Raw genomic sequence first — 17,673 nt, forward strand, 5'->3', positions numbered from 1 at the left:
GTGCTGCTAGAATCGCCGCCTATTTCGACAGGGCGTTTCCCATGCATGATCCGCACAGCGAGCGCATGAGCGGCAGTGAAACCCGCGCAGCCGGTGGCCTGGCGCTGGTGTTCGCCTTTCGCATGCTCGGCATGTTTATGGTGCTGCCAGTGTTGGCAACCTATGGCATGGAGTTGCAGGGCAGCACGCCGGCGCTGATCGGCCTGGCCATTGGTGCCTACGGGCTGACCCAGGCGTTTCTGCAAATTCCGTTCGGCATGCTCAGTGATCGTATCGGCCGACGGCCGGTGATCTATGTCGGCCTGCTGATTTTCGCTGCCGGCAGCTTGCTGGCGGCCAATGCCGATTCGATTTATGGCGTGATTGCCGGGCGCATTCTGCAAGGTGCCGGGGCGATCTCGGCGGCGGTGATGGCGCTGCTCTCCGATCTGACCCGCGAGCAGCACCGCACCAAGGCCATGGCCATGATCGGCATGAGCATCGGTCTGTCGTTTGCCGTGGCGATGGTGGTCGGTCCGCTGCTGACCCGTGCTTTTGGCCTGTCCGGGCTGTTTCTCGCCACAGCGGCCCTGGCGCTGCTGGGTATTGTTATCGTCGCCGGGCTGGTGCCGAGTTCTGCCGGGCCGTTGCAGCACCGCGAGTCTGGGGTGAACAAACAGGCGCTGCTGCCGACGCTCAAGCACGCTGATCTACTGCGTCTGGATTTCGGCATTCTGGTGTTGCACGCAATCCTGATGGCCAGCTTTATTGCCCTACCGCTGGCGCTGGTGGAGCAGGGCGGCCTGGCCAAGGAAGAGCACTGGTGGGTCTATCTCACCGCATTGCTGGTGGGCTTCTTCGGTATGGTGCCGTTTATCATCTACGGCGAGAAAAAGCGCCGGATGAAGCATGTGCTGCTCGGCGCGGTGACGGTGCTGCTGCTGTGCGAGTTGTTCTTCTGGTGGTTCGGCACCAGCCTGCGGGCGTTGGTGCTCGGCACTGTGGTGTTCTTTACCGCGTTCAATCTGCTGGAGGCTTCGCTGCCGTCACTGATCAGCAAGGTGGCGCCGGCGGGCGGTAAAGGCACGGCCATGGGCGTGTATTCCACCAGCCAGTTCCTCGGCGCGGCCATCGGCGGCATCCTCGGTGGCTGGCTGTATCAGCACTACAGCCTGTCGGGAGTGTTTGCGGGCTGTGCCCTGCTGGCTCTTTTTTGGCTGGCCTTTGCTGTTACTATGCGCGAACCGCCGTATGTCACCAGCCTGCGTCTACCGCTTTCAGCTGCGGCGTTGCAAGAGGCAGGGTTGGCCGAGCGTTTACAGGCTGTGCCCGGAGTGGCGGATGCCGTAGTGGTGCGCGACGAAGCGGCCATTTATATCAAAGTGGATACCCAACAATTGGACCGCACGTCCCTCGAGCGCCTCATTGAGCCGGTGCCGTCGGCGTGCTGAAAGCCTAGGAGAACGTTATGGCCCGTGGGGTTAACAAAGTCATTCTGGTCGGTACCTGCGGACAGGACCCGGAAACCCGCTACCTGCCGAGCGGCAACGCGGTCACCAACCTGAGCCTGGCGACCAGCGAGCAGTGGACCGACAAGCAGACCGGTCAGAAGGTCGAGAAAACCGAGTGGCACCGTGTGTCGCTGTTTGGCAAGGTGGCTGAGATCGCTGGCGAATACCTGCGCAAAGGTTCGCAGGTGTACATCGAAGGCAAGCTGCAAACCCGCGAGTGGGAAAAAGACGGCGTCAAGCGCTACACCACCGAGATCATCGTCGACATGCAGGGCACCATGCAGCTGATTGGCGGCCGTCCGGATAACGCCGGTGGCGGCGACTCCGCGCCACGTCAGCAGCGCCCTGCGCCGCAGCGCGAGCCGCAGCAGCAGGCTGCACCACGCCCAGCGCCGCAACAAGCGCCTCAGCCGGCGGCGGATTTCGACAGTTTCGATGACGACATCCCGTTCTGATCTGCTGAGTTAGCGTTCGATCATGCGTATGCGGCTGATGCTGCTGGGTGGCGGTAATGCGTTGGGGCAAGCCCTGATCCGCCTTGGTGCTGAGGAAGACATTGGCTTTCTCGCACCCAAGCCGCCGGAATCAGGCTGGGACCCCGCCAGCCTGACCCAGTTGCTTGATGACACCCGTCCCGATGCCCTGATTAACCTTGCCTACTACTTCGACTGGTTCCAGGCCGAAGGGGTTAGCGAGGCGCATGTTGCTGCCCAGGAGCGCTCCGTCGAGCGCCTGGCTGAGCTCTGTCAGTATCACCAGATCCGTCTGCTGCAACCCTCCAGTTATCGGGTATTCGATGGTTCGCGGGCGACCGCCTACACCGAAAAGGAAGATCCGGTGCCTTTGGGTGTACGTGGGCAGGCACTGTGGCGTTTCGAGCAGCGTGTGCGGGCAATCTGCCCACGGCATGTGCTGCTGCGTTTCGGCTGGTTGCTGGATGACAGCGCCAATGGTTTGCTCGGGCGCTTTCTCATCCGCGCCGCGCAGGATGAGCCGCTGCTGCTGGCTGATGATCGGCGCGGCAACCCAACGCCAGTGGACGATGCCGCGCGGGTGATCCTTGCCGTGCTCAAGCAGCTCGATTGCCAGACGCCGCTGTGGGGCACCTATCACTACGGCGGGCATGAGGCGACTACTTCGCTGGTGCTGGGGCAGGCGGTGCTCAGCGAGGCGCGCAACTTCCGCAGCAACCTGGTCGATGAGATCAAACCGCAGGCGCACAGCGCCCGTCCGGATGCAGCTGAAGAGCCGCAGCATGCCGTGCTGTCCTGCAAGAAGATTCTTCACACCTTCGGCATCAAGCCGCGTGCTTGGCGCTCGGGCTTGCCGAGCCTACTGGATCGTTATTACCGTCATGTCTGATTTGCGCCCTGTTCTGGTTACCGGCGGTGCCGGCTTTATCGGCTCGCACCTGGTCGATGCGTTGTTGGCGCAAGGCCTTAGCGTGCGCGTGCTGGATAATCTGTCGATGGGCAAGTTGGCTAACCTGCCACTGGATAATCCGCAGTTGCAGTTTATTCAGGGTGATGTGGCCAACTCGGCGGTGGTGGCGCAAGCAGTTGCCGGTTGCGTGGCCGTTGCGCATTTAGCCGCAGTGGCTTCGGTGCAAGCCTCGGTGGATGACCCTGTGGCCACCCACCAGAGCAATTTTGTCGGCACCCTGAATGTCTGCGAGGCCATGCGCGTGCATGGCATCAAGCGCGTGCTGTTCGCCTCCAGTGCGGCGGTTTATGGCAATAACGGTGAGGGTTTGGCGATTGATGAAGATACGCCCAAGGCACCGCTGACACCCTATGCCGCCGACAAGCTGGCTAGCGAGCAGTACCTGGATTTCTATCGTCGTCAGCATGGCCTGGAACCTGCGATCTTCCGCTTCTTCAATATATTCGGGCCGCGTCAGGACCCATCCTCGCCGTACTCCGGAGTAATCAGCATCTTCACCCAGCGCGTTCAGCAAGGTCTGCCAGTCAGCGTGTTTGGCGATGGTGAGCAGACCCGCGACTTCTTCTATGTCGAAGATTTGCTCGCGCTACTGACCCAGGCGCTGACTGCGCCAGAGGTAGTGGCAGGGGCGGTGAATGTTGGCTGGAGCCAGGCGGTCAGCCTGAATCAGTTACTGGTGCAGATTGGTGAATTGTGTGGCGGCCTGCCTGCGGTCAATTACCAGGCTGTGCGTGCCGGTGATATTCGCCATTCGCGGGCGGATAATCGGCGCTTGCAGGCGCATTACCAGCTACCTGCGGCAACGCCGATGCGCGAGGGGCTGCGGCGTCTGCTGGCGCAGTCTTGAGTTTGTTCTAGATGACAAAAAACCGGCCATATAGGCCGGTTTTTGTTTGGCTGTTGATTCTTAGAACTTATAGCCCAGGCCAACCATATAAACGAATGGGTCGACATCCACATCGACTTTGACCTTGTCACCGAGAATATGGGTGGTGCCGGTGGTGTCGATGTCGATATAGCGCATCTGGGCGTTGAGCATGATGTTGTCAGTCAGCATGTAATCCATGCCGACCTGCGCCGCCAGGCCCCAGGAGTCCTTCATATCCAGGCCGCTGAAACCTTTGCCTTCTGCTTCGCTGCTCAGTTCGGTGTCGAAGAACCAGGTGTAGTTGATGCCTGCGCCGACATAGGGCTGGAATGCCGAGCTGGCATCCAGCGGGTAATACACCACGCTGAGGGTCGGCGGCAGGTGCTTGAGTTCACCCAGTTTGCCGTTCAGGCCGGCAAAGCCGCCTGGCATGCCTTTGACGCCGACGTTATGGCTGAACGGGGTGGCCGCCAGCAGCTCGATGCCGATGTTGTTGGTCAGCATATACGCGAAGTTCAGGCCCAGCTGAGTGTCGCTGTCCAGGGTCGCCTTGGTGCCGGCCACATCGGTGCCGAGGGCACCAACCCAGATGTCGCTGCTGCTCTCCTGCGGGTCAACGGTGATGGCACCGGCGCGCACGATGATGTCGCCAGCCTGGTGCGCGTGCGCCAGTGGGGCGGCAATGGCCAGGGTCAGCAGTGAGGCGGTAAACAGTGAGGTACGCATGATGTGCTCCCATAAAGCATCGGTTCGTATTGGCTGAGTGCGATGTTAGGGGCGCGGAAAAAGCGACTGTTGATCCAGCTCAATAAAGTAGCTAGCTATCTAACTTTTCTTTCCCAGGCCACGAGAAGCGCAGCATCCGGCGCTGATGGGGTAGCGGCGGGCTTAGTGCGGGTTGCTTGAGGGGAGTAAGGCAGTTGATAATGGTTCTCTTTATGTACGTTCTCTTAACAAGGAATGCCCCATGATCCCTCTGCCGAAGCGCCTGCTGGCAGTCGCTCTGGTTCTGGCCAGTGCGCCGCTCGCGGCCACCCCTCTGGATGCCGCGCTGGATGAAAGTCAGCGACTGGCCGCCGATGCCAAGGCCTCGCAGGCGCGCATCGAGCAGCTCGATGACGCCAGCCGGGAAATGCTAACCGAGTACCGTAATGCCTTACAGCAGGCCGAGGCTTTGCAAGGTTATAACGCCCAGTTGCGTGAGCTGGTGGCGGCGCAGCGCAAAGAACTGACCGGCTATCAGCAGCAGCTCGATGGCATCGAGCGCACTCAGGAGGCGGTAACGCCGCAGATGCGCCGCATGGTTGAGGTGTTGGGTGAGTTTATCGCTGCCGACCTGCCGTTCCTGCCCGACGAGCGCAGCGACCGCTTGGCTCAGTTGCAGGACCTGTTGCCGCGTGCGGATGTCAGCCTGGCCGAGAAATACCGGCGCATTCTTGAGGCTTATCAGGTTGAGAGCGACTACGGCCGCACCCTGGAAGCCTGGCGCGGTGAGCTGCCGAGTGAAGGCACTTCGCGCAGCGTCGAGTTCCTGCGCCTGGGCCGGGTGATGCTGTATTACCAGACCCTGGATGGCCACGAGAGTGGCTGGTGGAACCCGCAAACCCGCAGCTGGCAGCTCCTCGACGGCAGCGCCCGCCGCCCGTTGCGTCAGGCCATTGCAATTGCCCGCCAGGAGCAGGCCCCGGCCGTGCTTGACCTGCCCGTGAAGACCCTGGCGCTGGAGGCCAAGCCATGAATCGTCGTGTTCTCGCCTTTACCCTGGCCCTGCTGCCTGCCTTGGCAGGCGCTGCCGAACCGCTGACCCCGGATCAACTGCTGCAACGTATTCGCAGCGAGCGCGCGGCTGAAGTCAGCGCCATGCAAAGCCGCGAGCAGGCCTTTATTGCCGAGCGCGGCGAGCGTGCGCAACTGCTGGCCAGCGCTCGCAGTGCCCTGGCCACACAAAAGGCCGAAGCCGAACAACTGAAGGCCGAGTTCGACCGTCAGGAAAGCCTGCTGGCCGAGCAGGAAAAGCTGCTGACCCAGCGCGTCGGTCATCTCGGCGAGCTGTTCGGCGTGGTTCGGCAGAGCGCCGGTGATGTTGCCGGCCATTGGCAGGACAGCCTGCTCAACGCCCAATACCCCGAGCGCTTGGCGCGCCTTAAGGCGCTGGCCGAAAGCCGCACGTTGCCCTCGGCCGCCGATCTCGATGGCTACTGGATGCTGCTGCTCGAAGACCTGACCGCCAGCGGTCGGGTTGAGCGACTGCAATTGCCGGTGGTCGCGGCCGACGGCACACGTAATGTGCAGGATGTGCTGCGGGTTGGCGCGTTCTCCGTTTATGGCGCAGATGCCTTCCTGCGCTATGACGCCGATGCCGGCGAGCTGCTGGCGCCGCCGCGTCAGCCGTCTGGTTTGGGTCAGGTCGCGGATTATCTGGACAGCAGCGCCGCAGTCGCCAGCCTGCCGGTAGACCCGAGTCGCGGCACCTTGCTGGGGCAGTTGCAGCGCCAGCCAAAACTCTGGGATCGCGTACAGCAGGGTGGTCTGGTCGGCTGGGTGATTCTGCTACTCGGCGCGTTCGGTCTGCTCCTGGCCGTCTGGCGCATGGTCTATCTGACTCGAGTGGGCCGTGGCGTCAGTGTGCAGATGCATAACTTGAGTGCGCCACGTGCCGACAACCCGCTGGGCCGGATCATCGGTGTTCTAGGTCCGAAGCCTCAGCTGGCGGATCTGGAAACCCTGGAGCTCAAGCTCGACGAGGCGATCCTGCAGGAAACCCCGCCGCTGGAAAAAGGCCAGGGCCTGCTCAAGCTGCTGGCGGCAGTTGCACCGCTGCTTGGCCTGCTCGGCACCGTGACCGGCATGATCGTCACCTTCCAGGCGATTACCCAGGGCGGTGGCGGCGATTCGCGACTGATGGCCGACGGTATCTCGCAAGCGCTGGTGACCACGGTGCTGGGGTTGGTGGTGGCGATTCCGCTGCTGTTCCTGCACACCCTGCTGGCGAGTCGCAGCAAGGGCCTGATTCAGCTGCTGGAGCAACAAAGCGCCGGGCTGATTGCCCTGCACCTGTCCGGGGCACCGCGCCGTGACTGATTGGCTGGCGCTATGGTTGCGCCTGGTGGACAGCGGCCATGCCTTGCTCGACTTCATGAGCGCCGGTGGTGTGGTGATGTGGGCGCTGGCTGGGCTGTGCGTGGTGTTCTGGACCCTGATGTTCGAGCGCTTCTGGTATGTGCGCCGGGTGTTCCCGCAGTGGGGCCGCGAGCGGCGCAAGGCCTGGCAGCTGGTGCTGCAGGACGATAACGGCAACTGGCAGCGCGCAGTGCGCAGCGCCTGGCTGGCCCAGGCGCAACAGCACCTGCTCGGGCCGCTGCGCATCAGCAAGACCCTGGTGGCGATGTACCCGCTGCTGGGCCTGCTCGGCACGGTCAGTGGCATGATCGCGGTGTTCGACGTACTGACCATCAATGGCACCGGCAACCCGCGCGGCATGGCCGCTGGGGTCTGGCAGGCGACTCTGCCGACCATGGCCGGCATGGTATTGGCGATTAGTGGATTGTTCAGCCTGGCGCGCCTCGAACGCGATGCCCGCCGGGCCCTAAAGCGGCTGGCTGACCAGCTGCGTCACGAATGAGACTCGACACATGAGAATGCGCCGTCACCACCAGCAAGACGAAGACACTGGCATCGACCTGACACCGATGCTCGACGTGGTCTTTATCATGCTGATCTTCTTTATCGTCACCAGCTCCTTTATCAAGGAATCCGGCGTCGAAGTGCAGCGGCCCCAGGCGCAAACCGCCAGCCCGCAGGACAAAGGCAATATCCTCATCGCCATCACCGCCGATGGGCAGGTGTGGATGGACAAGAAAGTCGTCGACGTGCGCAGCGTGCGTGCCCACGTCGAGCGCATGCGCGTCGACCAACCCGATGGCGCCGTGGTGGTGCAGGCCGATCAGGACGCGCGTACCGGCCTGGTGGTGCAGGTGATGGATCAAGCGCGCCTGGCCGGCGTGCAGGATGTGGCTCTGGCCGCTACGGCGGGAGCGCTTTGATGCGTTTGCCACTGTCCTTTGTCGCGGCCTGCATGATGGCGCTGGCGCTGTTCGGCCTGATGCTTTACATGGTCGCGCCGCCCAGCAGCAAGCCGACTGATGAGCCGCTGACGGTGGCCAACTTCGTCCGCCTCGACGGCGATTCCAGCGACACTGCGACGCGCACCCGCCAGCAGGCACCGCAGCCGCCGCAAGCACAAACGCCGCAGACGCCGACCCCGCCCACACCGATAGCAGCGACCCCGAGCGCCAACCTGCCGGCGCTGGACCTGCCGGTGCCGAGCCTGAGCAGCGGCATTGCCGTGAATAGCGCGCCGACACCGAGCCTCACGGGCCTGGCTGCAGGCGCCTCGGCGCCAAGCGCGCCAGCCCCCAGCGATGCGGGTGGTCAGCCGGGCGGCCCGGAAAGTGAAGTGATGCCGCTCAATGATGTCAGCCCGGAATACCCGCGTTACGCCTTGCAGCGTGGCATCGAAGGCCACGTAAAATTGGCGTTCACCATCAACCGCGCCGGTGCGGTGGAGAACGTGCGGGTTATCGACGCCAGCCCGCAGAACGTGTTCGAGCGCGAAGCCCGCCGTGCCGCCGTGCGCTGGCGCTTTGCACCGCGCACCGAAAGCGGCCTGGCGGTGGCCCGTGAAGCGGTGAAAACCCTGTACTTCCGTCTGGAAGGAGCTCGCTGATATGTATCGTCTACTGTTGCTGATCGCGCTGTGTAGCGCTGGTGCCGCGCAGGCGGCTGGGCAAAGTGTTGATCCGAGCGTGTTTCGCGCGCTGGATACGGCGCAGAGCGCACAGAAGAAGGGTGACTACGCCGCCGCGCGCCGGGCCCTGGCTGGCGTCACGGGCACGTCTGGCAGCCTGGAAGAAGCGCTGTTGTGGCGCAGCGAAGGTTATCTGGCTTGGGCCGAAGGGCGGAATGCCCAGGCCATCGAATTGCTGGAAAAGGTACTGAAAAGCGGCAAGCTGGACGCCGAACTGCAGGCCGCCGAAGCGTTGAATCTAGCCCGTCTAAACCTGGTCGAGCGCCGCTACGCCCGCGTCGTGACTCTGCTCGCGCCAGGCCAGGCGAATGCCAATGAAGAGGTGCTGCAGATGCTGGTGCAGGCCTATCAGGGGCTTGGTCAGCCGGCCAAGGCGCTGCCGCTGGCCGAGCGTTATGTGCAGGCTAATCCGCAGGCCGCCGATAGCTGGCTGCAGTTTCTCGTGGCAATGAACGCGGACCTGAAGAAATACGCCGCCGCCGAGCGCTGGCAGCGCCAACTACTGGCACGCAAGCCGAATAACGCCCGGGGCTGGCGTCAGTTGGCAGCCTTGCAGCAGCTGAGCGGTAGCCACGACAAGTCGCTAGCGACCTTGCGCGCGGCGTACCAAAAGGGCCTGCGTTTCAGCGAAAGCGAGCTGGATAACCTGGTGCTGCTGGCGGGTGCTGCCGACCAACCCTGGCAGGGTGCCAAGCTGCTCGCCGGTATGCTCGACCAGGGGCTGTTGCCACGCACCCGTGCTCGTGAAGAGCGTCTGGGGTTGCTCTGGTGGCAAGCCCGTGAACGCGGCAAGGCGGCGCTGATCTTCCGCGAACTGGCGCAGCGCTCGGGCAGTGCCAAGCACTGGCTGCACCTGGCCCAGCTGGAGCTGGAACAGGCGCGCTGGCAAGCCGGGCTCGACGCCCTGGCCAAGGCCGAACGTGCCGGCGCCGAGCGCAGCAAAGTGCGCGCCTGGCGCCAGTGGGCGGAAAGTGAGTTGAGCTACCAGCGCGACAAACGCCTGGCCCGCGCCGGCTAGTTGGTTTGTTGCACGCATAGCGTGTGGTACGCCGCTTTTGTAGGGTGGGTTAGCCGCGCCACCATTGCCAAACATCACGCCAATCGGGACGCGGCGTAACCCACCATCGGCGCAACGCGGTCTATCGCGTGATGGGTTACGCGCCGCGCCATGATCGTGTTCGGTTGATCAGTCGGCGTACTGCGTCGCTAACCCACCCAACGGCTCTGCTTGCTGCGCTGTGTCTCAGCTCTCCGGCAGCTCATAGGCGTAAATCTTTTCGGCTTCCATCTGATAGCCCGCTTCGGCCAGTTCGCTGCTGGTCTGTTCGACTTTGAGCGGTCCTTCGATCCAGAACGGCTGGTACAGCGCATCCAGCAGCACGCCCAGCTCGCTGGTGACGTGGACGATCTGATTCGACGGCGGTGGCGGCACATGGATGCACGCGCCAAAGTACGGCACCAGCAGGAACTCGGTCACTCGGCCTTCATCGGTGACATCCAGCGGCACGATATAGCCCGGCAGTTTTACCGATTGGCCATCCAGCGCCTGCACCACGGGTGCTGCGGGTGATTGCTGCATGGCCGCCGGGCCGGACTCTGCCAGGGCGTCGGCCAGCTGCGAAAGGTCATGCATCGGAGCCGGTTCAACGATTTGTGGCGGTGCGTCGGCCGGGACCATTTCCGACCAGGTCAGCTCGCGCACCTCGGCGGCCGCCAGGGGCAGGGCCAGGGTGAACAGCAGGGTGGCGAGCAGGGAGCGGTGCATGCAAAAAAGCCTCATAAACGGATCGATAAGCCATCGGCCAGGGATTGGCGATACGCGCGCCAGGCCGGAACACAGCCCATCAATAGCGCGGCGTTCAGGATAGCGCCGAGCAGCGTCCACTCATAGCGGGTTGGCAGATTCAGTGGCAGGTACAGGCCGTAATTCGCCTGCACATAGCCCTGCGCTCCGGCGATGCCCAGGTACAGCAACAGTAAGCCGAGCAGTACACCGGCCAGGGCTAGGGCAAAGGCCTCGACGATCAGCAGGCTGGCGATATGCCAGGGCCGCGCGCCCACCGAGCGCAGAATCGCCATCTCGCGGCGGCGCTCGTTAAGGCTGGTGAGAATCGCCGTGAGCATGCCGATCAGCCCGGTCAGCACCACGAACAGCGACACCACGAACAGCGCCTTCTCGGCGGTGCCCATCAGGCTCCACAGCTCCTGCAGGGCCACGCCGGGGAGGATCGCCAGCAGCGGCTCGCCACGAAATTCGTTGATCTCCCGTTGCAGGCTAAAGGTGGCGATCTTGCTGTTCAGGCCGAGCAGCACTGCAGTGATCTGTTTGGGCTGCAGGTCCATGGCCCGCGCTTGTTCGGCGCTGACCTTGGCCGCGCCACGCGCCGGCATGCCGTTTTGCCAGTCAACATGCAGGGCTTCCATGCCGGCCAGGGAAATATGCAGGGTACGGTCCACCGGCGTACCGGTGCGTTTGAGGATGCCGACTACCTTGAACGGTTTGTCGTCATGTTTGACCAGGCTGATGGTGGCCACGCCATGGGCCAGTACCAACTCCTGATCGAGCTTGTAGTTGAGCGCCTGGGCCACTTCCGCGCCGAGCACCACTTCAAACGGGTCATCGGCAAAGGCGCGGCCGCTGCTCAGTTGCAGCGGCTGGGTGCGGGCGTAGCGGTAGTGCTCGAAATACGCCGGGCTGGTGCCCATCACCCGGTAGCCGCGATGCGAATCGCCCAACGAAATCGGGATGGCCCACTTAACCTGACGGTGCTTGGCGAACTGCTCGAAGCTGTCCCAGCGGATATTGTTGGTCGCGTTGCCGATGCGGAACACCGAGTACAGCAGCAGGTTCACGCTACCCGACCGGGCGCCGACGATCAGGTCAGTACCGCTGATGGTGTTGGCAAAGCTGGCGCGGGCCTCGGTACGCACCCGCTCGACCGCGAGCAGCAAACACACCGAGAGGGCGATGGCGAATACCGTCAGCCAGGCGGTAAAGCGGCGGTTGCCCAGGCTGGCCAGGGCGAGACGCAGTAGATACATCGTTAAATCTCCGCCAGGCGGGTGGCACGGTTTAGCTCGGCCAGCGACAGGCTGCGGTCGAACAAGCGCGCCAGGCTTTGGTCGTGGCTGACAAATAGCAGGCTGGAGCCGGCGGCGCGGCATTCGGCGAACAGCAATTCGAGAAAGGCTTCGCGGGCGTCGGCGTCCAGTGCCGAGGTGGGTTCGTCAGCGATCACCAGCTCCGGTTGGCCGATCAGCGCACGGGCGGCGGCGACGCGCTGCTGTTGACCGATTGATAGATCGCCGGCGCGGCGCTGCAGCAGCTCCGGCTGGTGCAAGCCGAGGTGGGCGAGCAGGGCGCTGGTGGCCTTGCTCACGCTGCCATGGCGCTGCACGGCGCGGCTGGCGCGCAGTGTGGAGAAATGGCAGGGCAGCTCGACGTTCTCACGTACCGAGAGAAACGGCAGCAGGTTGAATTGCTGAAAGATGTAGCCGGTGTGATCGACGCGAAAGCGGTCGCGGGCGCTGGCGGACAGCGTACTCAAGTCCTGTTCAAGCAGCTGGATGCTGCCGCGATTAGGTTTCTGTACACCGCCGAGCAAGCCCAGCAAGGTGGTCTTGCCGCTGCCGCTGGGGCCTTTGAGAAACAGGCTTTCGCCGCGCTGCAGAGTGAACGTGTCGATGTCCAGCAGCTCGGGCTGGCCGGGCCAGGCAAAGCCGAGATTGGACAATTGGATCAGGGCTGAACTCATAAAGTAAGCGGCCGGGTTACCCCGGCCGTTCTGCTGCAAAGTAGTGATTAGAAGCTCAGAGTCGGCTGCGCGGGCGTCAGCTCCAGGCCCTGCTGGCCATTCGGGCCGATCAGTTGTACCTGAATTTTCTCGGTGGCGGGGAAGCGCTTGAACAGTTCGCCGAGGTTAAGTTGTTTCAATTCTTCAGGCTTTTGGCAGTCGAGGCTGTAGTGCGCGTGGATATCGCTGTGCTCGCTGTCGTCGGCGTGCTCATGGTGTTCTTCATGTTCATGCTCTTCGTGCTTATGTTCAGCAAACAGCGGGCTTTCCAGCTCTTGTTTGCTGATATTGCAGTCGCCTGCGTTCAGGCCGAACAGTGTTTGTGGTTGCGTCAGCTGGCTGCGTGCGGCGGCGATCTTGGCTTTATCGTCGTCGCTCTTGGCAGCGTGCTCGAAGCCCACCAGGTTCATCGCCGGGCTTTCCAGCTGCAATTCCAGCACTTTGCCTTCAAGCACCACATTCAGTTGCGCCGAACCATGTTCATGGGCATCCAGGCTGCTGTGCTCGGCGTGATCATGCTCGTGGTCGTGTTTATGGCTGTGTTCGGCAGCGCTAGCGGCAAGGGGCAGCAGGGCAAACGGCAGGGCAAGTAGCAGGCGGCGCATGGTGAACTCCGGTCAGAAATATTTACATGTTACGTTATAACAACTTTATGGTCTGCCTGGCCAGCCTTGCTTGGCGGCCAACTACGGACGTGGGAGCATGGCGGCTGATCAGTTGAGGGCAGGCTAATGGTGCGAATTCGTGGGCAGATCGGCGCTTGGCCGGTGGATTTGACGGTTGAACTGGATGCGCAGGATTGGGCGCAGTTGGCCCAGCATGTGGGCCTTGAAGCGCCCGCTGCGCCGGTAGCAGCTGCCGCGCCGGTGGCCAACGATGCGCTATGGCAGACCACGTTGGAGTTGCTGCGTCAGGCCGGGCAGATCGAGGGGCCGCAATTGCTCGGACAACTGGCGGCTCTGGCGGGCGGCGAGGCCGCAGGCAAGCGCTTGCTGGTGCGCCTGCGTCATTGCGCGCAGGCGCGAGTAGAGGCGGGGGTTGATGCGCCGGTCTATCACTGGGTTGGCGAGCAGGCGTAGGTTGGCGCTGAGCCTGCGAAGCAACAGGTAGCGCGTAGTGCTACGCCCGACGGTCTGGTAGTGCGGTTCGTAGTTGCGCTCGGTTTCGCGCTGCTCAGGACGTTCGGCTAACGAACGCAATGTTGGGCTTCGCGAGCTCAACCCAGCCTACAGTCAGCGTCAGTAAATCGCCTGGTACAGCTTGCGTCGGTAGGCGGTGACCAGCGGGTGCTCGTTGCCGAGCAGGTCGAAGACTTGCAGCAGGGTCTTGTGTGGCAAGCCGTCGGCGTAGCTACGGTTGCGGACAAACAGCTTGAGCAGGGCATCCAGCGCCGGTTCGTAGTGCTGGCGCGCCAGTTGCTGGATGGCCAGCTGGTAGCTTGCTTCATCGTCTTCGGCGTTTTGCGCCAAGCGGGTCTTCAGGCTGGCGACATCGGGCAGCTCACTGGCCTGGCGTAGAAACGTCAGCTGCGCGCGGGCACCGGCCAGGGCCTGTTTATGTTCATCGCCTTTTACCGCGCCCAGTACCGTTTCAGCTTCGCCCAGCTCACCACGCTCAGCCAGGCAGCGCGCGTAGAGAATCAGCGCGGCAGAGTGTTCGTTGTTTTCCGTCAGCAGCACCTTGAGCACCGCCTCGGCATCGGCAAAGCGGCCTTCGCTGAACAGCGCCTGGGCTGCTTCCATCGGATCGGCGGCAGCCGGTGCCGGTTCGGCGACATGCGGCTTGAGCATCTCGCGAATCGCCGACTCGGGTTGTGCGCCGGCAAAGCCGTCCACCGGCTGGCCATCCTTGAACAACACCACGGTAGGCAGGCTGCGGATGCCGAAGCGAGCGACGATGTCCTGCTCGATATCGCAGTTAACCTTGGCCAGCAGCAGCTCGCCGTTATATTCCTCGGTGATCTTCGCCAGCAGTGGCATCAGCGCCTTGCACGGCGCGCACCACTCGGCCCAGAAATCCACCAGCACCGGTTTCTGGAAAGAGTTCTCGATCACCAGCTGTTCGAAGCTGGCGCTGCCTGCGATATCAACGATGTAAGGGGAGTTGCTCATGGTCGCTCTCGGTGGTGCGAAAAATGGGATGAACTATAAATGCGGGCGCGGCGCGGCGGATACAAGGGCGTTTAGCTGCGTTCGGCGTGGTACAGGCTGACATGGCGAAACTCCGCCGGCTCGGCCAGATCCGGCCAGGTGCAGGCTTCGAGTACGCCAAGGCGTTGGTACAGCGGGTGCTGAAAATCGCGTACTCGCGAGTCGGCCACCAGCGCTTTATGGCCACGGCTGAGAAACTGATCGAGCAGCGGCAGGTTGGCGCGGTCGTAGAGTACGTCGGCGACGATGATCAGGTCGAAGCGATCGGCCTCGGCGAAAAAGTCTGCGCAATAACTCAGTTCTACATGATTCAGTACGGCATTGGCCTGGCAGGCGGCAATCGCCAGCGGGTCAAGGTCGCAGGCCACCACTTCCAGCGCGCCGGCTTTGGCCGCAGCAATCGCCGCCACGCCTGAGCCTGCGCCGAAATCCAGCACGCGCTTGCCGCGCACCCACTCGGGGTGCTCGGCCAACCAGCGCGCCAACACCAGGCCGCTGGCCCAGCAGAAGCACCAGTAGGGCGGTTCTTCGAGGATCAGGCGGGTTTCTTCCGGGCTGAAGCAGCGGTCCATATTGGCCGGGTCGATCAGCCATAGTTTGATCGCAGTGCCGGGCAGGGTTTGCGCACTGAGCTGGGCGTCACCCAGCCGCTCACCGAGCGCGGCCTGCAAGGCGGCCGGTGCCGTCATGGCGCAGGAGCCAGGTGCAGCTCACCGAGGGTCTGGGTTTCAGCGCGGGCAATCGGCTGCGGCGGCAAACGCAGAATCAGCCGGCCGGCCTGATTGGCGCGGCCATGCAATTCGATGCGGCTGTGCTTGTTAAAGGTTTGCGGGTTGAACGGCAGGCGAAACGCTAGCGGGCTGCCGGTGCCGCTCAGCTGGATATTACCCAGCAGCGCCTGTGGCCGACCGCGCTCATCGACCGCCAGCAGGGCCAGCTCGACATCCGCTTCGTTGGGCACATTCGACAGGCTACCGCTCAGCTCGCGCTGATAGGCCGGCAGTGGCGCTGCTTCAGCCGGGCGCTGCATCGGTGCGGGCGGGGTGGGCTTTGCGGGCGGCGGGCTGTCGCTGGCGCAGGCCGTTAGCAGGGCAAGCAGGCTCACTAGAATCAGCGGTTGTAACGGCTTAGGGGCTTTCATTGTGGGTATCGACTCCGCTGGTTTGCATGGGCGCCTGTATACCGCAAACCCCTCGGCTTGTCTTGCCTGCGGGATGCGCTACCATGGCTATCTTCGTTCTAACGCCGGCCTTATTTATGCACTGTCCCTTCTGCGGCGCCAATGACACCAAAGTGATCGACTCGCGCCTGGTTGCCGAGGGTGAGCAGGTGCGTCGTCGGCGTGAATGCCTGGCCTGTGAAGAGCGCTTCACCACCTTTGAGACTGCCGAGCTGGTGATGCCACGCCTGATCAAGCAGGACGGCAGCCGCCAGCCCTTCGATGAGGACAAGCTGCGCGCCGGCATGCAGCGTGCGCTGGAGAAGCGCCCTGTGAGCATCGAGCGTCTGGAAGCGGCCATCGCCCATATCAAGCACAAGCTGCGCGCCACCGGTGAGCGCGAGATCAAGTCGCTGGTGCTGGGTGAGCTGGTGATGGGCGAGCTGCAGAAGCTCGATGAAGTGGCTTATATCCGTTTCGCCTCGGTGTACAAACGCTTTCAAGACCTCAACGAATTCCGCGAGGAAATCGACCGCCTGTCCCGCGAACCCGCCAAAGGTTGACGATGAATTCAGATCACGCCTTTATGGCTCGCGCGCTGGAGCTGGCCCGTAAAGGCCTGTACTCCACCCATCCCAATCCGCGCGTTGGCTGCGTGATCGTACGTGATGGGCTCATTGTCGGCGAAGGCTGGCATGCCCGTGCCGGCGAGCCCCACGCCGAAGTGCACGCGCTGCGCCAGGCCGGCGAGCAGGCTCGTGGCGCAACCGCCTATGTCACCCTGGAGCCCTGCAGCCACCACGGCCTTACGCCGCCGTGCGCCGATGCGCTGATCAATGCCGGGGTCACCCGCGTGGTAGCGGCCATGCAGGACCCTAATCCGCAGGTCGGCGGTGATGGCCTGCTGCGTTTGATGCACGCCGGTATCGCGGTGCAGAGCGGTGTGCTGGAGGCTGAGGCGCGTGCGCTGAACGCAGGCTTTATCAAGCGAATGGAGCAAGGCCTGCCGTTTGTGCGGGTCAAACTGGCGATGAGCCTGGATGGGCGCACCGCCATGGCCAGCGGCGAAAGCCAGTGGATTACCGGGGCCGCAGCTCGCTCTGCAGTGCAGCGCCTGCGCGCCCGTTCCAGCGTGGTACTCACTGGCGCCGACACGGTGCTGGCCGATGGTGCGCGCTTGACCCTGCGCGAAAGTGAGCTGGGCTTGAATCCAGAACAGACCTTTATGGCCTTGTCGCGTCAGCCCCTGAGGGTGCTGGTGGATGGCCGCTTGCGTGTGCCGCTGAACACCGCCTTTTTCCAGGCCGGTGCCGCCATGGTGGCAACCTGCGCGGCCGCTTCGGCGCGTGATCGCTATCTGGACGATGGACACGAACTATTGGCCGTGCCCGGCAGCAACGGGCATGTTGACCTGCGTCGCTTGCTGGTTGAGCTGGCCAGCCGGGGCGCCAATGAAGTGCTGGTGGAAGCCGGGCCGCGTCTGGCCGGGGCCTTTGCCCGCCTGGGGTTAGTGGATGAGTACCAGTTGTTTGTGGCGCCCAAGCTGCTTGGCTCCAGTGCGCGGCCATTACTCGACCTGCCGTTGGCGCGGATGGCTGATGCCCCAGCGCTGAAAATTGTCGAGATGCGCGCAGTCGGTGATGACTGGCGAATTATCGCGGTGCCGCAGCCGGCCGTTTGATCGGCCGCTGTTCACGCGGTCGCTTGGCCATGCATGGTGCGGGCAATTTATGGTAAAACGCGTCTCGGCTACGCAAGTGGCCGCAACGTTCTCAGGGCGGGGTGTAATTCCCCACCGGCGGTAATGGCGTGATGCCTAGCCCGCGAGCGCTTGCCTTGGTGCTGTAAAGCACGGGGCAAGGTCAGCAGACCCGGTGTGATTCCGGGGCCGACGGTTAAAGTCCGGATAAAGAGAGAGCGGGATTGCCTCTATCAGGTATGCCTAGGCATGCCTCGAAATCC

Annotated in this window: 21 protein-coding genes and 1 riboswitch; of the genes, 13 read left to right on the top strand and 8 right to left on the bottom strand. The window is 63.2% G+C overall.

Features of this window, described 5'->3' with window-relative positions; genetic code table 11:
* The first annotated feature begins 41 nt into the window (after positions 1–41).
* The 4 genes from AC0T4W_RS02620 to AC0T4W_RS02635 are packed head-to-tail and all read left to right on the top strand — an operon-like array spanning position 42 to position 3,780.
* The gene (locus AC0T4W_RS02620) at positions 42–1,430 is read left to right on the top strand and encodes an MFS transporter (RefSeq protein WP_476315694.1); all 1,389 of its coding nucleotides are present in this window, start codon (positions 42–44) and stop codon (positions 1,428–1,430) included.
* Positions 1,431–1,447: 17 nt separating this feature from the next.
* Entirely contained in the window at positions 1,448–1,945 is a 498-nt protein-coding gene (locus AC0T4W_RS02625; RefSeq protein WP_476315697.1) for a single-stranded DNA-binding protein, read from the top strand.
* A 22-nt stretch (positions 1,946–1,967) separates the two neighbouring features.
* Positions 1,968–2,852 carry a sugar nucleotide-binding protein gene (locus AC0T4W_RS02630; RefSeq protein ID WP_476315700.1) on the top strand — a complete coding sequence of 295 codons (885 nt, stop codon included), beginning with the start codon at positions 1,968–1,970 and terminating at the stop codon, positions 2,850–2,852.
* Positions 2,845–3,780 carry an NAD-dependent epimerase/dehydratase family protein gene (locus tag AC0T4W_RS02635; RefSeq protein WP_476315703.1) on the top strand — a complete coding sequence of 312 codons (936 nt, stop codon included), beginning with the start codon at positions 2,845–2,847 and terminating at the stop codon, positions 3,778–3,780. Before AC0T4W_RS02630 ends, AC0T4W_RS02635 begins: the two co-directional genes overlap by 8 nt.
* A 60-nt stretch (positions 3,781–3,840) precedes the next feature.
* Here AC0T4W_RS02635 and AC0T4W_RS02640 read toward each other — a convergent pair whose 3' ends face one another.
* A complete protein-coding gene (locus AC0T4W_RS02640) occupies positions 3,841–4,527 on the bottom strand; it encodes an OmpW/AlkL family protein (RefSeq protein ID WP_476315706.1) in 687 nt (228 codons plus the stop codon).
* A gap of 241 nt (positions 4,528–4,768) precedes the next feature.
* On the opposite strand from AC0T4W_RS02640, the gene AC0T4W_RS02645 reads away from it, so the two are divergent.
* The 6 genes from AC0T4W_RS02645 to AC0T4W_RS02670 are packed head-to-tail and all read left to right on the top strand — an operon-like array spanning position 4,769 to position 9,626.
* Positions 4,769–5,539, top strand: coding sequence for a DUF3450 domain-containing protein (locus tag AC0T4W_RS02645; protein WP_476315709.1), 771 nt, complete (start codon positions 4,769–4,771; stop codon positions 5,537–5,539).
* Entirely contained in the window at positions 5,536–6,882 is a 1,347-nt protein-coding gene (locus AC0T4W_RS02650; protein ID WP_476315712.1) for a MotA/TolQ/ExbB proton channel family protein, read from the top strand. Before AC0T4W_RS02645 ends, AC0T4W_RS02650 begins: the two co-directional genes overlap by 4 nt.
* The gene (locus tag AC0T4W_RS02655; protein WP_476315715.1) at positions 6,875–7,423 is read left to right on the top strand and encodes a MotA/TolQ/ExbB proton channel family protein; all 549 of its coding nucleotides are present in this window, start codon (positions 6,875–6,877) and stop codon (positions 7,421–7,423) included. The genes AC0T4W_RS02650 and AC0T4W_RS02655 overlap by 8 nt, the downstream gene beginning before the upstream one ends.
* Positions 7,424–7,433: 10 nt before the next feature.
* The gene (locus AC0T4W_RS02660) at positions 7,434–7,844 is read left to right on the top strand and encodes an ExbD/TolR family protein (RefSeq protein ID WP_476315718.1); all 411 of its coding nucleotides are present in this window, start codon (positions 7,434–7,436) and stop codon (positions 7,842–7,844) included.
* Positions 7,844–8,527 carry an energy transducer TonB gene (locus AC0T4W_RS02665; protein WP_476315721.1) on the top strand — a complete coding sequence of 228 codons (684 nt, stop codon included), beginning with the start codon at positions 7,844–7,846 and terminating at the stop codon, positions 8,525–8,527. The genes AC0T4W_RS02660 and AC0T4W_RS02665 overlap by 1 nt, the downstream gene beginning before the upstream one ends.
* A 1-nt stretch (position 8,528) precedes the next feature.
* On the top strand, positions 8,529–9,626 hold the full coding sequence (locus tag AC0T4W_RS02670; RefSeq protein WP_476315724.1) for a tetratricopeptide repeat protein: 1,098 nt from the start codon (positions 8,529–8,531) through the stop codon (positions 9,624–9,626).
* Positions 9,627–9,851: 225 nt separating this feature from the next.
* On the opposite strand, the gene AC0T4W_RS02675 is transcribed toward AC0T4W_RS02670, so the two are convergent.
* The 4 genes from AC0T4W_RS02675 to AC0T4W_RS02690 are packed head-to-tail and all read right to left on the bottom strand — an operon-like array spanning position 9,852 to position 13,007.
* Positions 9,852–10,373 (bottom strand): DUF3299 domain-containing protein, encoded by a 522-nt coding sequence (locus AC0T4W_RS02675; protein ID WP_476315726.1) that lies wholly within the window; start codon positions 10,371–10,373, stop codon positions 9,852–9,854.
* Positions 10,374–10,384: 11 nt separating this feature from the next.
* Positions 10,385–11,650 carry an ABC transporter permease gene (locus AC0T4W_RS02680; RefSeq protein ID WP_476315729.1) on the bottom strand — a complete coding sequence of 422 codons (1,266 nt, stop codon included), beginning with the start codon at positions 11,648–11,650 and terminating at the stop codon, positions 10,385–10,387.
* A 2-nt stretch (positions 11,651–11,652) separates the two neighbouring features.
* Entirely contained in the window at positions 11,653–12,363 is a 711-nt protein-coding gene (locus AC0T4W_RS02685) for an ABC transporter ATP-binding protein (RefSeq protein ID WP_476315732.1), read from the bottom strand.
* A gap of 47 nt (positions 12,364–12,410) precedes the next feature.
* The gene (locus AC0T4W_RS02690; RefSeq protein ID WP_476315734.1) at positions 12,411–13,007 is read right to left on the bottom strand and encodes a DUF2796 domain-containing protein; all 597 of its coding nucleotides are present in this window, start codon (positions 13,005–13,007) and stop codon (positions 12,411–12,413) included.
* Positions 13,008–13,133: 126 nt separating this feature from the next.
* Between AC0T4W_RS02690 and AC0T4W_RS02695 the strand changes: the two genes are divergently transcribed.
* The gene (locus AC0T4W_RS02695; RefSeq protein WP_476315737.1) at positions 13,134–13,481 is read left to right on the top strand and encodes a hypothetical protein; all 348 of its coding nucleotides are present in this window, start codon (positions 13,134–13,136) and stop codon (positions 13,479–13,481) included.
* Between the two features lie 159 nt (positions 13,482–13,640).
* Here AC0T4W_RS02695 and trxA read toward each other — a convergent pair whose 3' ends face one another.
* From trxA to AC0T4W_RS02710, 3 genes are all read right to left on the bottom strand, one after another.
* Positions 13,641–14,513 (bottom strand): thioredoxin, encoded by an 873-nt coding sequence (gene trxA, locus AC0T4W_RS02700; protein ID WP_476315740.1) that lies wholly within the window; start codon positions 14,511–14,513, stop codon positions 13,641–13,643.
* A gap of 71 nt (positions 14,514–14,584) precedes the next feature.
* Positions 14,585–15,241, bottom strand: a complete 657-nt coding sequence (locus tag AC0T4W_RS02705; RefSeq protein ID WP_476315743.1) for a class I SAM-dependent methyltransferase — start codon at positions 15,239–15,241, stop codon at positions 14,585–14,587.
* Positions 15,238–15,693, bottom strand: a complete 456-nt coding sequence (locus AC0T4W_RS02710) for a YbaY family lipoprotein (protein WP_476315746.1) — start codon at positions 15,691–15,693, stop codon at positions 15,238–15,240. The genes AC0T4W_RS02705 and AC0T4W_RS02710 overlap by 4 nt, the downstream gene beginning before the upstream one ends.
* Positions 15,694–15,809: 116 nt before the next feature.
* Between AC0T4W_RS02710 and nrdR the strand changes: the two genes are divergently transcribed.
* Together nrdR and ribD are read left to right on the top strand one after the other, a co-directional pair.
* The gene (gene nrdR, locus AC0T4W_RS02715; RefSeq protein WP_311090449.1) at positions 15,810–16,274 is read left to right on the top strand and encodes a transcriptional regulator NrdR; all 465 of its coding nucleotides are present in this window, start codon (positions 15,810–15,812) and stop codon (positions 16,272–16,274) included.
* A gap of 2 nt (positions 16,275–16,276) precedes the next feature.
* Positions 16,277–17,392 carry a bifunctional diaminohydroxyphosphoribosylaminopyrimidine deaminase/5-amino-6-(5-phosphoribosylamino)uracil reductase RibD gene (gene ribD, locus AC0T4W_RS02720; protein ID WP_476315749.1) on the top strand — a complete coding sequence of 372 codons (1,116 nt, stop codon included), beginning with the start codon at positions 16,277–16,279 and terminating at the stop codon, positions 17,390–17,392.
* A gap of 83 nt (positions 17,393–17,475) precedes the next feature.
* Positions 17,476–17,634, top strand: a riboswitch (FMN riboswitch).
* Positions 17,635–17,673 lie beyond the last annotated feature (39 nt).

This window comes from Pseudomonas sp. C7.1 (assembly GCF_056312395.1).